The following is a 13083-nucleotide window of genomic DNA, read 5'->3' on the forward strand; positions in this document are numbered from 1 at the left end:
GCGTCCGCGCCGACCTGAGATTCGGCGAACTGGTCGTCCTCGGTCACGCTGCCCTACCTGGACTTACCGAGATATGCGAGCGCCGACCTCAACGCGATCGACGTCGTGGCCTCGGGCTGCTGGGCGAGTACCGCGTCGGTCGCTTCCTCGGCCTGCTTGGTGGGGAATCCGAGACCGATCAGCGCCTCGACGATCTGGTCTCGCATCGAATTGCCCGCACCGGATCCCGGCACGGCGGCACTCCCGGCGCGTCCGACCACGGCGTCGACCTTGTCGCGCAGTTCGACGACCATCCTCTCCGCGCCGCGCTTGCCGATGCCGGGCACTCTGGTCAATGCCCCGATGTCGCTGTCCGCCAGAGCTGTTCGCAGCGCGTCGGGCTCGTGCACGGCGAGCGTTGCCATGGCGATTCTCGGCCCGACGCCGGTCACGGTGAGGAGCAATTCGAAGAGTTCACGCGACTCCTTGTCGGGAAACCCGTACAGGGTCTGCGAATCCTCGCGCACGATCATCGTCGTCACGAGGGTCGCTTCGCTCCCCCGGTGCAGCGTCGCCAACGTCGCCGGGGTGGCGTTGACGCGATACCCCACACCCGCGGCCTCGAGCACAGCATGATCGAGCGCGATGTCGACCACCGATCCTCTGATCGACGCGATCATCGTGCGCCCGCCTCCTTCTTCGCCATTTTCTCGATCCTGCGTGCCACGGCGGCGCGAGCCTTGCGCTCCTCGGCCAGACGCACGTCGTACTTGCGTTTCTGTTCGGCGGCCATGGCTTCGGCCTTCGCCATCCGGGCGATCATGGGCGCTCGCCAGCAATGACAGATGCCGAGAGCCAGTGCGTCGGCCGCGTCGGCGGGAGTCGGCGCAGTCTGCAGACCGAGAATGCGCATGACCATTGCGGTCACCTGCGCTTTGTCGGCCGAGCCGTTGCCCGTGACGGCGGCCTTGACCTCACTGGGAGTGTGGAAGCAGACGTCCACGCCCCGCCTGGCCGCCGCGAGGGCGATGACACCACCGGCCTGAGCGGTGCCCATGGCCGTGCGCACATTGTGTTGGGCGAAGACGCGCTCGATGGCCACCACCGAAGGCTTGTGGGTATCGAGCCAGTACTCCGCAGCCTCGGAGATCCGCAGCAAACGCTGCGCGAGATCCATGTCCGCGGGCGTTCGCACCACATCGACATCGAGCGCGACCACCGTTCGGCCGACGCCACCCTCGATCAGACTGAGCCCACACCTGGTGAGACCGGGGTCGACACCCATCACCCGCACGCCACCACACCTTCCGCTTACGAACTGTTGTTCGATAGCGTAGCGGAGCGCACCGTCGGATCAGGGATACGACACCCGGTCGATCACGTCGTGGGACGCGAGGGGGTCAGTCCTCCTCGTCCAGCTCCGCCATGACCTCGTCCGAGAGGTCGACGTTGGACCACACGTTCTGCACGTCGTCACTGTCTTCGAGTGCATCGATGAGCTTGAACACCTTGCGTGCACCGTCCGCGTCGACCGGGACGTTGACCGATGCCTGGAAGCTGGCCTCGGCCGAGTCGTAGTCGATTCCGGCCTCCTGGAGGGCGGTGCGCACGGCGACCAGGTCGGTCGGCTCGCTGACGACCTCGAACGTGTCACCGTTGTCGTTGACTTCCTCGGCACCGGCTTCGAGGACGGCCATCAGGACATCGTCCTCGCTCTGACCGTTCTTCTCGAGAGTCACCACGCCCTTGCGGGAGAACAGGTACGACACCGAACCCGGATCGGCCATGTTTCCACCGTTGCGCGTCATCGCCACCCGTACCTCGCCTGCGGCGCGGTTGCGGTTGTCGGTGAGGCATTCGATCAGAATGGCGACGCCGTTGGGGCCGTACCCCTCGTACATGATGGTCTGCCAGTCGGCACCACCGGTTTCCTCACCGGCACCTCGCTTGCGCGCCCGCTCGATGTTGTCGATGGGCACCGAGGTCTTCTTCGCCTTCTGGATGGCGTCGAAGAGCGTCGGGTTACCGGTGGGGTCACCGCCACCCGTGCGGGCCGCCACCTCGATATTCTTGATGAGCTTGGCGAAAGACTTGCCGCGTCGGGCGTCGATCACCGCCTTCTTGTGCTTGGTGGTGGCCCATTTTGAGTGGCCGCTCATGCGATAGGGCCCCTTCCTGCTCGAAATCAGTGTTGTCGACTTTACTCGCCCGGTACCGAGCTCGGCACCGACCGACCAACGAAGGTTCTAGCGGCCTCGCACCATGTCCACGAAGAGTCGGTGCACTCGGTCGTCCCCGGTGACCTCGGGATGAAAGCTCGTCGCGAGAACGGAGTTCTGGCGAACGGCCACCACGCGGCCGGCGGCCGGTCCGTGCGGCACGGTGGCGAGCACCTCGACGTTCTCGCCCACCCGCTCGACCCAGGGTGCCCGGATGAACACCGCACGGACGGGCCCACCGTCGACGCCGGTGACGTCGAGATCGGTCTCGAAAGAGTCGACCTGACGACCGAAAGCGTTGCGCCGCACGGTGATGTCGAGGGAGTCGAGATGCCGGGCGTCGGGGCGCGTGTCGAGAATCTCGGACGCCAGCAGAATCATCCCCGCGCACGAACCGTAGGCGGGCAGCCCCTCGGCCAAACGAGCCCGCAGTGGATCGAGAAGATCGAACACGCCGAGCAAGTTGCTCATGGTCGTCGATTCCCCGCCGGGGATGATCAGTCCGTCGATCTGCGCGAGCTCGGCGGGCCTACGCACCGTGACGCCACGCGCACCGCTCGACTCCAGTGCCGCCAGATGCTCGCGAACGTCTCCCTGCAAAGCGAGAACTCCGACGGTCGGAGCGCTCACTTGCGTCCGAAGGGATCGATGTTGGACTTGTGCGGGTCGCGCTCGAACCGCATGAGCCCTTCCTGCACCACCGCGGCGACCATGCGACCGGAGGTGTCGAATATCCGCCCCTGAGTCAGCGCCCGCCCGAAATCGGCCGAGGGCGACGTCTGGTCGTACAGCAACCATTCGTCTGCCCGGAACGGCCGCAGGAACCACAGCGCGTGATCGAGCGAGGCCGTCTGCGTGACGGCGTCGGGGTGCGGAACCTTGGCCGATCCGAGCAGCGTCATGTCGCTCATGTAGGCGAGTGCGCAGACGTGGAACACCTGATCGTCGGGCAACGTGTCTCGGTAGCGGAACCATACACGTTGCTGCGCAGCGAAACTCGGATGCTTGACGGTCTGGTCCTCGGGAATGACACGAATGTCCCACTCGGACCACTCCCGGTAGAACGAGTGGTCGTACTCGGCCAGGGTCGTGGGATCGGGCAGACTGTCCGGTCCCAGGACCTCGGGCATGGTGTCCTGGTGCGAGATGCCGGAGTCGTCGCCGTGGAAGGAGGCAGACATCGTGAATATCGCTTTCCCGTCCTGTATGCCGGTGACCCGGCGAGTGCAGAACGACCGCCCGTCGCGAATCCTGTCGACCATGAACACGGCCGGTTCGTTCGGATTGCCCGGACGGAGGAAGTAACCGTGCAGCGAATGCACACGAAATTCGGGAGCCACTGTGCGCACCGCAGCGACGAGCGCCTGGCCCGCCACCTGCCCGCCGAACGTACGGGGCAGCCGAGAAGGGAAAGTTCGTCCCCGATAGACGTCGTTCTCGATCCGTTCCAATTCGAGAATGTCCTCGATGCTGGCCATGGCTGGTGTCCACCTTTCTGTGACAACGGCTCAGGCTAACAATGGACGGACCAGGCAAGATGGTCGGTGTGGTTCAACCGGTGCCGATATTTCCCGATCTTCTCGTGGAGTCGATCGTCGATTCGTGCCCGGACGGGGCCCGATCGATCGTCGTGATCGACGGCGCGGATGCCGCGCGTCCGGTCGACTTCGCAACGCGCACAGCCGAACACGCCCGCTCGCGGGGCCGCCCGGCTGACGTCGTCGACCTGCACGACTACGTGCGACCTGCGTCGATTCGATTCGAGTACTCGCGCACCGACGAATTGAGCTATCGCACACTATGGTTCGACTACGACGCCCTCGTTCGAGAGGTCATCGGCCCACTGCGGCCCGGTGGCAGAGGTCACTTTCTACCGAGACTGTGGGATGAGGCCACCGACCGTTCGGCTCGGTCCCGAACCGTCCCGGCGGCAGCGAATCAGATCGTCCTGATCGCAGGACCCATGCTGCTCGGACGGGGATTGAACGTCGATCTGTCGGTGCAGCTACGCCTGTCGGCGAGCGCATTACGTCGCAGAACCAGCGACGCAGATCAGTGGACCTGCGCGCCTCTGCTCGCGTACTACGACGGCCTCGACTACTCGGACGGTTCCGCCGAGCGGCCGGATCTTCTGGTCCGTTGGGACCATCCGGACCGCCCGGCGCTCGAACGGAACTGACGGAGGACCGTCACCAACCGCGCTCGGCCAACCGGTGCCCCACGGGAAGGTCGTCGACATTGATGCCGACCATCGCTTCGCCGAGGCCACGCGACACCTTGGCCAGCACGTCGGGGTCGTCGAAGAACGTGGTGGCCTTGACGATCGCCTCGGCGCGTTCCTTGGGGTTGCCGGACTTGAAGATTCCCGATCCGACGAATACACCCTCGGCACCGAGCTGCATCATCATCGCTGCGTCTGCGGGTGTGGCGATGCCGCCCGCGGTGAACAGTGTGACGGGCAGCTTGCCGGCCCGGGCGACCTCGACGACCAGGTCGTACGGGGCCTGCAGTTCTTTCGCCGCCACGTACAGCTCGTCCTCGGGGAGCGAGGTGAGGCGACGGATCTCGTCGCGAATCTTGCGCATGTGCGTCGTCGCGTTCGAGACGTCGCCGGTGCCGGCCTCTCCCTTGGAGCGAATCATGGCCGCGCCCTCGGTGATTCGGCGCATTGCCTCACCCAGGTTGGTGGCACCACAGACAAAGGGAACGGTGAAGTTCCACTTGTCGATGTGGTTGGCGTAGTCGGCCGGGGTGAGCACCTCGGACTCGTCGATGTAGTCGACGCCGAGGCTCTGCAGGATCTGCGCTTCGACGAAGTGGCCGATGCGGGCCTTCGCCATCACCGGGATGCTGACCGAGGAGATGATGCTGTCGATCATGTCGGGGTCGCTCATGCGCGACACCCCACCCTGGGCACGAATGTCGGCGGGGACGCGCTCGAGTGCCATGACGGCCACTGCTCCGGCGTCCTCGGCGATCTTGGCCTGATCGGCGGTGACCACGTCCATGATGACGCCGCCCTTGAGCATCTCGGCCATACCCCGCTTGACGCGTGCGGTGCCGACTCCGTTCTCGCCGGATCCACCGTCGACCGATGAGGCGGGCGTGTTCGAGGCGTGTGGGGTAGTCAAGGGAAACTCCTGTGTTCTTCGACGCTGTTACGGCGCTCCGGACTGATAGGTGCGATCGCGCGCGGCGCGATGTCGCGCCCAGAACAGTAGGCCTTCTCCCCTGTGAATCCCATAACCACTTCACGATTGCTGGACTGCTCGAAAGGGTCCAGCTGGTTACCGAATGGCGCGCACGTCCGGGTCGCCGCGTCGAGCGAGAGCCACGTTCACTTCGTCGAGCAGTTCCGCCAAGTCCTGGGGATAGACGTTCTCGCCGACGGCGCTGAGCGCACGTATGTCCGCCTCGGTGCACCACTGGTGGCCGGTCACGGTGCGGCGCTCGAAGTCCGTGAATCCCGCACTGTGCGGCTCGAACTCCTGCGTTCGGATCGCGAAGAACAATTCCTCGGAGCGGATCAGGGTTCCGTTGAACGGGAACGTCGCAACTCGGCGCCACAACGGACCGCGCAGATCGGCAGGAGCGACGGTCAGTCCGGTCTCCTCGTGTACTTCGCGCACCGCTGCCTCGCGAAGCGACTCGCCCTTCTCCACTGCCCCACCGATGGTGAACCAGAAGAAGGTGTCGGGAACCGTCGGATCGTGTCCGCGCAGCAGCAGCACACGGCCGCGCTCGTCGAGCAGCACCACCCGCGCGGACGTTCTCGGGGTCGCGCGGTTCTCGCTACCGAACGCCGCGGCAGCAGATCGTTCTGCTATCTCGAAGTACGACGGCAAGGCCGCAGTTCCGCCGAGGTGCAACCAGCGGACCGGACGTCTGACTCGCAGGGCGAGGGTGTCGCGAACGGCATCGTTGTGGAACCGGCGAGCGATGAGCACGCGAGCCTCCGCATCGGCCAGTTCGGCAACCAGTTGCGGGGGCAAGGAGTTCGGTTCGACGACGGCCAGCGCCATGGACACCGCGTTCTCCGCCTCTTCGCGCTGCGACCGGTCGACGCGTTCGGCCCGATCGGCAAGTGCGGCAAGTTCTCTGCTCGACGAGGCCGAGTCGCGGGTGGCAGCGGACACCGCTCGCGCGACGACGGCACGGCGGGCGAGCGCTGCATCGAGCGCCTGCCAGGCGAGGTCGGTGCGGACGTGCAGGCGGTCGAGTCGGTTGGCCGTTCCGTACGCCCACAGGCCGACGACGAGAATCAGTACCGCGATCAGTCCGAGTACCAGGATCGTGAGCGCTGAGAGCGTCATCAGTTCGCCGCCCGCACTTTCTGGCCCCCGAGCGTGACGGTTTCGTAGACACGCAGGATCTGCTCGGCGACGACGGGCCAGTCGTAGGTGGTCACGGCGAGGGAGGCGGCGTCGACCAGACGTGCACGCACGGCATCGTCGGACAGGATCGAGGTGATTGCGGCGGCGATGGCGTCGGAATCGTCGATCGGGACCAGCAATCCGCAGGAGCCGTCCCGCAGGACCCGCCGGAATGCGTCGAGTTCGCTTGCCACCACGGGTGTTCCAGCGGCCATGGCCTCGACGAGGACGATGCCGAAGCTCTCACCGCCGAGGTTGGGTGCGCAGTAGACGTCGGCGCTGCGCATTGCGGATGCCTTGGTCGCGTCGTCCACCTGCCCCAGGAATGTCAGGTGCGATGCGAGTGCACCGGCATCCTTGCGGAGCTTGTCCTCGTCGCCGCGGCCGACGATGAGGATCTCGATGTCGGGATGGGATTCGACGAGGGTGGGCAGAGCGCCGAGCAGGACGGCCATTCCTTTGCGCGGTTCGTCGAACCGGCCGAGGAAGAGCACGGTGCGACCGGCGCGTGGATAACCCTCCAGCACAGGGGCATCGGCGAATGCGGGCACGTCGACTCCGTTGGGGATCTCGACGGCGTCGGATCCCAGGGCCTCGACCTGCCAGCGCCGGGCGAGCTCGGACACCGCGATACGGCCGCTGATCTTCTCGTGGTACGGACGCAACACCCCCTGAAAGGTGCTGAGCACCAAGGACTTCGTCGTCGAGGTGTGGAAGGTGGCCACGATCGGGCCGTCCGCGGCCTTGAGCGCCAACATCGACAGGCTGGGCGCGTTCGGTTCGTGGATGTGCAACACGTCGAAGTCGTTGTCGGAGATCCATTTACGGATTCGCGAATAGGTGACCGGCCCGAATCGCAGCCGCGCGACGGATCCGTTGTACGGAATGGCGAGCGCCTCGCCGGCCGACACCACGAAATCCGGTAACTCGACGTCGTCGGACGCCGGTGCCAGGACACTGACGCGATGTCCCCGTTCGATGAACACCTCGGCCAACTGCTGAACGTGTGCCTGCACTCCACCGGGAACGTCGAACGAGTACGGGCACACCATGCCGATCCTCACGCGCCCTCGATTCGGGCGCGTCGCTCGGCCGACCAGTCGCTCATCCACAGCGGTTGGAGCATGTGCCAGTCGGCCGGGTGAGCTCGGATTCCGGCAGCGAAATGATCGGCCAACGCCTGTGTGGCGGGGCCGATTCCGGCCGAGACGTCCACTGCGGGCGAGATGTCGAAGCCCCAGCCGTCGCCGTCGAAGTAACCGTGCACCGGCAGCAGCGTCGCTCCGGTGTCGATCGCCAGCTTCGCAGCACCCGCGGGCATCCGGGTCGGTTCACCGAAGAAGGTGACCGGCACCCCGTGCTTGGCGAGATCTCGCTCACCGAGCAGACACACGACCTTGTTCTCGCGCAACCTCTCGGACAATGCGAGCAGCGGCGGTTGCTCACCGCCGCTGAGCGGAAAGATCTCGAATCCCAAGCTCTCCCGATAGGCGACGAATCGCTGATACAGAGATTCGGGCTTCAGACGTTCGGCCACGGTCGAGAGCCCACCGTGCGTGCGCACCAGCCACATTCCGGCCATGTCCCAATTGCCACTGTGCGGCAGCGCCAGCACTACTCCCCTACCTGCGGCGAGCGCACCCTCCAGATGTTCCTTGCCGTTCACGCACCGATCGATGACGGCGGCCTGCGCAGCGAGATCCATCGACGGCAACCGAAACGCCTCGCGCCAGTAGCGAGCGTAGGAGCGAACGCTGTCGCGAATCAGCTCGTCGGGCACCTCGGCGGGAGTGGTCCCGAGAACACGAGCGAGATTGCGACGCAGTTGATCAGGGCCACCGTTGCGTGTCGCCGCGAGGTCGGCCCCGCGATCGAACAGGCGTCGTGCCACCGGTTCGGGCAGAGCCCGGACCAGTCGCCAGCCGGCGGCGTAGCCCGCGTCGCTCGCTCTCTCGGAGAGATTCACGACGCGGCCACGTCGCCGTCGTCGGATGCGGGTGCCACCGGAGGCACGATGATGTCGCGAGCGCCCTCGGATCCACGGACTGCGAGAACCCGTTGGAACACCGTCACGATGCTCAGGGCGGCGAGAATCCACATCGCCGGGTAGATCACACTGTCCAGCCACGGAATGTCGAAATGCCGTCCGACGCCGGTGAATCCGGCACCGACGAGAACGATGACCAGGCGATCGGGGCGTTCTATCCAACCCCCGTCGGCCGAGAGCCCGCTGGCCTCGGCGCGCGCCTTGGCGTAGGAGATCACCTGGGAGGTGACCAGGCAGATCAGGGTGGCAACGAGCAGCAGCTTGTCCTGCTCGGAGTACACCGCCCACCAGGCCAGGCCACCGAAGATCGCACCGTCGGCCACTCGATCGCACGTCGCATCGAGGACGGCACCGTACTTGGTGCCACCGCCCCGAGCCCGCGCCATGGCACCGTCGAGCATGTCGAACAACACGAACAGGGTGATGACGACCGAACCCCACCACAGGTAGCCGGCCGGGTACATGGTGACCGCGGCTGTGACGGTGACGACGGTGCCGATGATCGTCACCGAATTGGGGGTGAGTCCGGTGCTGTTGAGGGCGCGCCCGAGCGGGGCGGTCACCTTCGAGACCGGCGCACGGCCGAAAATGCTCAGCACGGCGCGTGCTCCTCTCGCCTGTGGTTCATTCGTTCCAGGCCGACGCGAGCAGGGCCCGAGTGTCACGAAGCAACTGCGGCATGACTTTTGCGCCGCTGATCACGGTGATGAAGTTCGCGTCGCCGCCCCACCGGGGCACGATGTGCTGGTGCAGGTGTTCGGCAAGCGATCCACCTGCTGCAGCACCGAGGTTCAGGCCGACGTTGAAGCCGTGCGGACTGGACACCCGCTTGATGACGCGAATCAACTGCTGCGTGAACGCCATCAGCTCGGCGCTCTCGGCGGGCGTGAGGTCTTCGAGCGCCGCGACGCGGCGATACGGCACGATCATCGTGTGGCCGGGGTTGTACGGGTACAGGTTCAAGACCGCGTAGACCGACTCGCCTCGCGCGACGACGAGACCGTCCTCGTCGCTCATCTTGGGGATGTCGGAGAACGGCTCGTTCGACTTCGCCGACCCCCGCGGGGCCTCGGCGATGTAGGACATCCGGTGCGGCGTCCACAGTCGCTGCAGCCGATCGGGCTCACCGGCCCCGGTGACGACGATCGATTCGTCCTGTTCCGACATGGTCAGCTCGCTCCTGCGGGTTCGGTCTGCATGAGTTCGGCGGTCGGTGATGCGTTGTTGCGCTGGGAGATCCAGTCGGTGACGACAGTGATGGCATCGGCGACGGGGACGCCGTTGACCTGCGTGCCGTCCCGGAATCGGAAGCTCACCGCACCCGCTTCGACGTCGCGTTCGCCGGCGAGAAGCATGAAGGGGACCTTCTGGGCGGTCTGGTTGAAGATCTTCTTCTGCATCCGGTCGTCACTGGCGTCGACCTCTGCGCGCACTCCCCGCTTCTTCAGCTCGTTCACGACCGCGAACAGGTGGTCCTGGTAGACCTCGGCAACCGGGATGCCGACCACCTGGACCGGTGCGAGCCAGGCCGGGAAGGCACCGGCGTAGTGCTCGGTGAGCACCCCGAAGAATCGTTCGATGGAACCGAACAACGCGCGGTGGATCATCACCGGGCGTTCCTTGGTTCCGCCCGAGCCGGTGTATTCGAGTTCGAAGCGTTCGGGCAGGTTGAAGTCGAGCTGAATGGTCGACATCTGCCAGGTGCGCCCCAGCGCATCCTTGGCCTGCACCGAGATCTTCGGTCCGTAGAACGCGGCACCACCCGGATCGGGCACGAGGTTCAGACCCGACGCCGCCGCGACCTCGGCGAGGGTGTTGGTCGCTTCTTCCCAGACCTCGTCGCTGCCGACCGACTTCTCCGGGTTGCGAGTGGAGAGTTCGAGATAGAAATCATCGAGTCCGTAGTCCTTGAGCAGTCCGAGGACGAATTCGAGGGTGCTGGTGAGTTCGCCGCGCATCTGCTCGCGCGTGCAGAAGATGTGCGCGTCGTCCTGGGTCATGCCGCGCACCCGGGTCAGACCGTGGATGACGCCGGACTTCTCGTAGCGGTACACCGAGCCGAACTCGAACAGGCGCAACGGCAGCTCACGGTACGAGCGGCCGCGGGAACGGAAGATGAGGTTGTGCATCGGGCAGTTCATCGGCTTGAGGTAGTAGTCCTGGCCGGGCTTGCGCACGTCACCGTTCTCGTCGAGTTCGGCATCCAGGTGCATCGCCGGGAACATGCCGTCCCGGTACCAATCGAGGTGACCCGAGACCTCGTAGAGATGGCCCTTGGTGATGTGCGGGGTGTTGACGAACTCGTATCCCTCTTCGATGTGCCGCTGGCGCGAGTAGTTCTCCAGCTCGTTGCGGATCACTCCACCCTTGGGATGGAACACCGGCAGACCTGAGCCCAGTTCGTCGGGGAAGCTGAACAGGTCCAGCTCGGATCCCAGCTTGCGATGATCACGACGTTCCGCCTCGGCCAACAGCTCCAGATGCGCATCGAGCGCCTCGACGGACTCCCATGCGGTTCCGTAGATGCGCTGCAGGCCGGCGTTGTCCTGATTGCCGCGCCAGTACGCAGCCGAACTGCGGGTGAGCTTGAACGCGGGTACGTACTTGGTGGTGGGGATGTGCGGTCCGCGGCACAGATCGCCCCAGATGCGGTCGCCGGTCCGGGGATTGAGGTTGTCGTACGCGGTCAGCTCTCCCCCGCCGACCTCCATGACCTCGGGATCGTCGATGCCGGACTTGTCGTCGATCAGCTCGAGCTTGTACGGCTCGTTCGCCAACTCCTCGCGGGCCTGCTCCACCGACTCGTACACCCGACGCGAAAACCGCTGTCCGGCTTTGACGATCTGCTTCATCTTCTTTTCGAGAGCCGTCAGATCCTCGGGGGTGAACGGCTGCTTCACGTCGAAGTCGTAGTAGAAACCGTCCTTGATGAACGGTCCGATGCCCAGCTTCGCGTCGGGGAAGAGTTCTTGAACGGCCTGCGCCAGCACGTGAGCAGCCGAGTGCCTGATGACGCTTCGTCCGTCCTCGGTGTTCGCCGGAACGGGCTCGACCTCGGTGTCGCCCTCCGGTGCCCACGACAGATCACGGAGCTTGCCGTCGGGATCGCGCACGACGACGATGGCGTCGGGTCCCTTGTTCGGCAGGCCGGTCTCGCGGAGCGCCGTACCTGCCGTCGTTCCGGCCGGCACCATGATGCGGGCGGGCGAAACAGCGGCGACAACGGGCATGCTCACAGCGAAGTACTCCTCGATCGATTCTTCTGGCCAGGAAGGCCTCCGACAGCCTATCGGCAACGGTCCACTCGATTGGCCTCAGCGCAACGCGTTCGTCAGATCGGACTGTCGAGCCATGCCCAGTCCAGACCGATCCAACCCCCGACCAGCGCGAACGTGCCCAGCAGCCACAGCGTCGCCAGCACGACGACCGTGGTGAACAGCACGCCGAGTCCCTTGACGAACATCGACTGCGCCGAGAACCACGCCATGAACGCGTCGTATCTCTTACGGACGAATCGCAGCGCACTCTTGGCCCACGCGAATTCCGAGGCCAGGATGCCCAGTCCCGCGAACACGATCAACCAACCGGGCCCCGGGTAGGGAATGGCCAGTACACCCAGCACCAACACAACGGTGCCGACGACACCGACCGTGATTCGGTACGTGAGGTCGAGGGACCTGTTCTCGGCGATGCGTGCCCGGAAGCGCCGGTGCTTCACCTTGGCGGTGTCCATCGGACCCTGGTCGGCAACGGCCTGAGGCTTCGACTGTTCGGTGCTCACCGGCTCAGGTTACCGGCCTCGAACGCAGAGAAGGCCCACACCGGCAAGCGGTGCGGGCCTTCTCTCCTGTGGTCCCGGCTGGGATCGAACCAGCGACCTTCCGCGTGTGAAGCGGACGCTCTCCCACTGAGCCACGGGACCGAACGAGGCAAAACATTAACACGAGGTGCCGCGGCGAACCGAATCGCCTGCCCGATCGGCGAAGACGTCGTCGCACTGCCTCGGCAAGTCCCGTCACGTCTCTGCTTTCACATCGTTCACATGCGTGAATCGACCGAATTCCGCAGCTGACCACGAGATTTGTGAGTTTCACTCCCGTTGGGTTAATGTTTTCCCCGCACCACGGAGACAACAACTGCCCAGCAGTGAGCGCCTCCGGGGTATGCGGATGTGGCGCAGTGGTAGCGCATCACCTTGCCAAGGTGAGGGTCGCGGGTTCGAATCCCGTCATCCGCTCGAGGGTCTCGACCCATGGTGGAGTGGCCGAGTGGTGAGGCAACGGCCTGCAAAGCCGTGCACACGGGTTCGATTCCCGTCTCCACCTCGCTAGTGCATCGGTCGCAAGACCGATGCGAGGACACGCGCGATTAGCTCAGCGGGAGAGCGCTTCCCTGACACGGAAGAGGTCACTGGTTCAATCCCAGTATCGCGCACCAGAGTTCGACCAGGTCCGGCCCCCTACCA

Annotated in this window: 14 protein-coding genes and 4 tRNA genes; 4 read left to right on the forward strand and 14 right to left on the reverse strand. The window is 65.3% G+C overall.

All coding sequences use genetic code 11. From position 1 onward, the window contains the following. Positions 1-53 precede the first annotated feature (53 nt). The 5 genes from ruvA to MTX35_RS00950 form a co-directional block, all read right to left on the reverse strand. Positions 54-659 (reverse strand): Holliday junction branch migration protein RuvA, encoded by a 606-nt coding sequence (gene ruvA, locus MTX35_RS00930; protein WP_243593165.1) that lies wholly within the window; start codon positions 657-659, stop codon positions 54-56. Continuing rightward, positions 656-1273 carry a crossover junction endodeoxyribonuclease RuvC gene (gene ruvC, locus MTX35_RS00935; RefSeq protein WP_243593166.1) on the reverse strand — a complete coding sequence of 206 codons (618 nt, stop codon included), beginning with the start codon at positions 1271-1273 and terminating at the stop codon, positions 656-658. Before ruvC ends, ruvA begins: the two co-directional genes overlap by 4 nt. A gap of 106 nt (positions 1274-1379) precedes the next feature. Further along, positions 1380-2138: a YebC/PmpR family DNA-binding transcriptional regulator gene (locus tag MTX35_RS00940; RefSeq protein ID WP_094615221.1), complete on the reverse strand. Its 759-nt coding sequence runs from the start codon at positions 2136-2138 to the stop codon at positions 1380-1382. 87 nt (positions 2139-2225) lie between these two features. Beyond that, the gene (gene pdxT / locus MTX35_RS00945; protein ID WP_243593167.1) at positions 2226-2828 is read right to left on the reverse strand and encodes a pyridoxal 5'-phosphate synthase glutaminase subunit PdxT; all 603 of its coding nucleotides are present in this window, start codon (positions 2826-2828) and stop codon (positions 2226-2228) included. Further along, positions 2825-3676, reverse strand: a complete 852-nt coding sequence (locus MTX35_RS00950) for an acyl-CoA thioesterase II (RefSeq protein WP_243593168.1) — start codon at positions 3674-3676, stop codon at positions 2825-2827. The genes pdxT and MTX35_RS00950 overlap by 4 nt, the downstream gene beginning before the upstream one ends. Before the next feature lie 41 nt (positions 3677-3717). Between MTX35_RS00950 and MTX35_RS00955 the strand changes: the two genes are divergently transcribed. Continuing rightward, positions 3718-4377 (forward strand): hypothetical protein, encoded by a 660-nt coding sequence (locus tag MTX35_RS00955; protein ID WP_243593169.1) that lies wholly within the window; start codon positions 3718-3720, stop codon positions 4375-4377. Positions 4378-4387: 10 nt separating this feature from the next. Here the strand turns inward: MTX35_RS00955 and pdxS are convergent, their stop codons facing one another. From pdxS to MTX35_RS01000, 9 genes are all read right to left on the reverse strand, one after another. After that, positions 4388-5329, reverse strand: coding sequence for a pyridoxal 5'-phosphate synthase lyase subunit PdxS (pdxS, locus tag MTX35_RS00960; RefSeq protein ID WP_279393149.1), 942 nt, complete (start codon positions 5327-5329; stop codon positions 4388-4390). Positions 5330-5485: 156 nt separating this feature from the next. Beyond that, positions 5486-6511 carry an NUDIX domain-containing protein gene (locus MTX35_RS00965; protein WP_243593170.1) on the reverse strand — a complete coding sequence of 342 codons (1026 nt, stop codon included), beginning with the start codon at positions 6509-6511 and terminating at the stop codon, positions 5486-5488. Continuing rightward, positions 6511-7635 carry a glycosyltransferase family 4 protein gene (locus MTX35_RS00970; RefSeq protein ID WP_243593171.1) on the reverse strand — a complete coding sequence of 375 codons (1125 nt, stop codon included), beginning with the start codon at positions 7633-7635 and terminating at the stop codon, positions 6511-6513. The genes MTX35_RS00965 and MTX35_RS00970 overlap by 1 nt, the downstream gene beginning before the upstream one ends. After that, positions 7632-8537, reverse strand: coding sequence for a phosphatidylinositol mannoside acyltransferase (locus tag MTX35_RS00975; protein WP_243593172.1), 906 nt, complete (start codon positions 8535-8537; stop codon positions 7632-7634). The genes MTX35_RS00970 and MTX35_RS00975 overlap by 4 nt, the downstream gene beginning before the upstream one ends. Next, positions 8534-9217, reverse strand: a complete 684-nt coding sequence (gene pgsA / locus MTX35_RS00980; RefSeq protein ID WP_243593173.1) for a phosphatidylinositol phosphate synthase — start codon at positions 9215-9217, stop codon at positions 8534-8536. The genes MTX35_RS00975 and pgsA overlap by 4 nt, the downstream gene beginning before the upstream one ends. A gap of 25 nt (positions 9218-9242) precedes the next feature. After that, entirely contained in the window at positions 9243-9785 is a 543-nt protein-coding gene (locus tag MTX35_RS00985) for an HIT domain-containing protein (RefSeq protein WP_243593174.1), read from the reverse strand. Between the two features lie 2 nt (positions 9786-9787). Beyond that, entirely contained in the window at positions 9788-11848 is a 2061-nt protein-coding gene (gene thrS, locus MTX35_RS00990) for a threonine--tRNA ligase (protein WP_243593600.1), read from the reverse strand. Between the two features lie 101 nt (positions 11849-11949). After that, a complete protein-coding gene (locus MTX35_RS00995) occupies positions 11950-12351 on the reverse strand; it encodes a TIGR02611 family protein (RefSeq protein ID WP_243593601.1) in 402 nt (133 codons plus the stop codon). A gap of 117 nt (positions 12352-12468) precedes the next feature. Beyond that, positions 12469-12540 (reverse strand) — tRNA-Val (locus MTX35_RS01000). A 243-nt stretch (positions 12541-12783) separates the two neighbouring features. Here MTX35_RS01000 and MTX35_RS01005 point away from each other — a divergent pair. From MTX35_RS01005 to MTX35_RS01015, 3 genes are all read left to right on the forward strand, one after another. Continuing rightward, positions 12784-12855: transfer RNA gene (locus MTX35_RS01005), tRNA-Gly, on the forward strand. Positions 12856-12872: 17 nt separating this feature from the next. Next, a tRNA-Cys gene (locus MTX35_RS01010) sits at positions 12873-12943 on the forward strand. A gap of 37 nt (positions 12944-12980) precedes the next feature. After that, positions 12981-13055, forward strand: a tRNA-Val gene (locus MTX35_RS01015). Positions 13056-13083 lie beyond the last annotated feature (28 nt).

The sequence above is a fragment of the Rhodococcus sp. ARC_M12 genome (assembly GCF_022810385.1).
Taxonomy (GTDB): domain Bacteria; phylum Actinomycetota; class Actinomycetes; order Mycobacteriales; family Mycobacteriaceae; genus Rhodococcoides; species Rhodococcoides navarretei.

Excerpts from the sequence above, each read along its gene's own strand:
- ruvA (WP_243593165.1), bottom strand. The coding sequence starts at position 659 with ATGATCGCGTCGATCAGAGGATCGGTGGTCGACATCGCGCTCGATCAT.
- MTX35_RS00940 (WP_094615221.1), bottom strand. The coding sequence starts at position 2,138 with ATGAGCGGCCACTCAAAATGGGCCACCACCAAGCACAAGAAGGCGGTG.
- MTX35_RS00950 (WP_243593168.1), bottom strand. The coding sequence starts at position 3,676 with ATGGCCAGCATCGAGGACATTCTCGAATTGGAACGGATCGAGAACGAC.
- MTX35_RS00955 (WP_243593169.1), top strand. The coding sequence starts at position 3,718 with ATGGACGGACCAGGCAAGATGGTCGGTGTGGTTCAACCGGTGCCGATA.
- MTX35_RS00965 (WP_243593170.1), bottom strand. The coding sequence starts at position 6,511 with ATGACGCTCTCAGCGCTCACGATCCTGGTACTCGGACTGATCGCGGTA.
- MTX35_RS00985 (WP_243593174.1), bottom strand. The coding sequence starts at position 9,785 with ATGTCGGAACAGGACGAATCGATCGTCGTCACCGGGGCCGGTGAGCCC.
- thrS (WP_243593600.1), bottom strand. The coding sequence starts at position 11,848 with ATGCCCGTTGTCGCCGCTGTTTCGCCCGCCCGCATCATGGTGCCGGCC.
- MTX35_RS00995 (WP_243593601.1), bottom strand. The coding sequence starts at position 12,351 with ATGGACACCGCCAAGGTGAAGCACCGGCGCTTCCGGGCACGCATCGCC.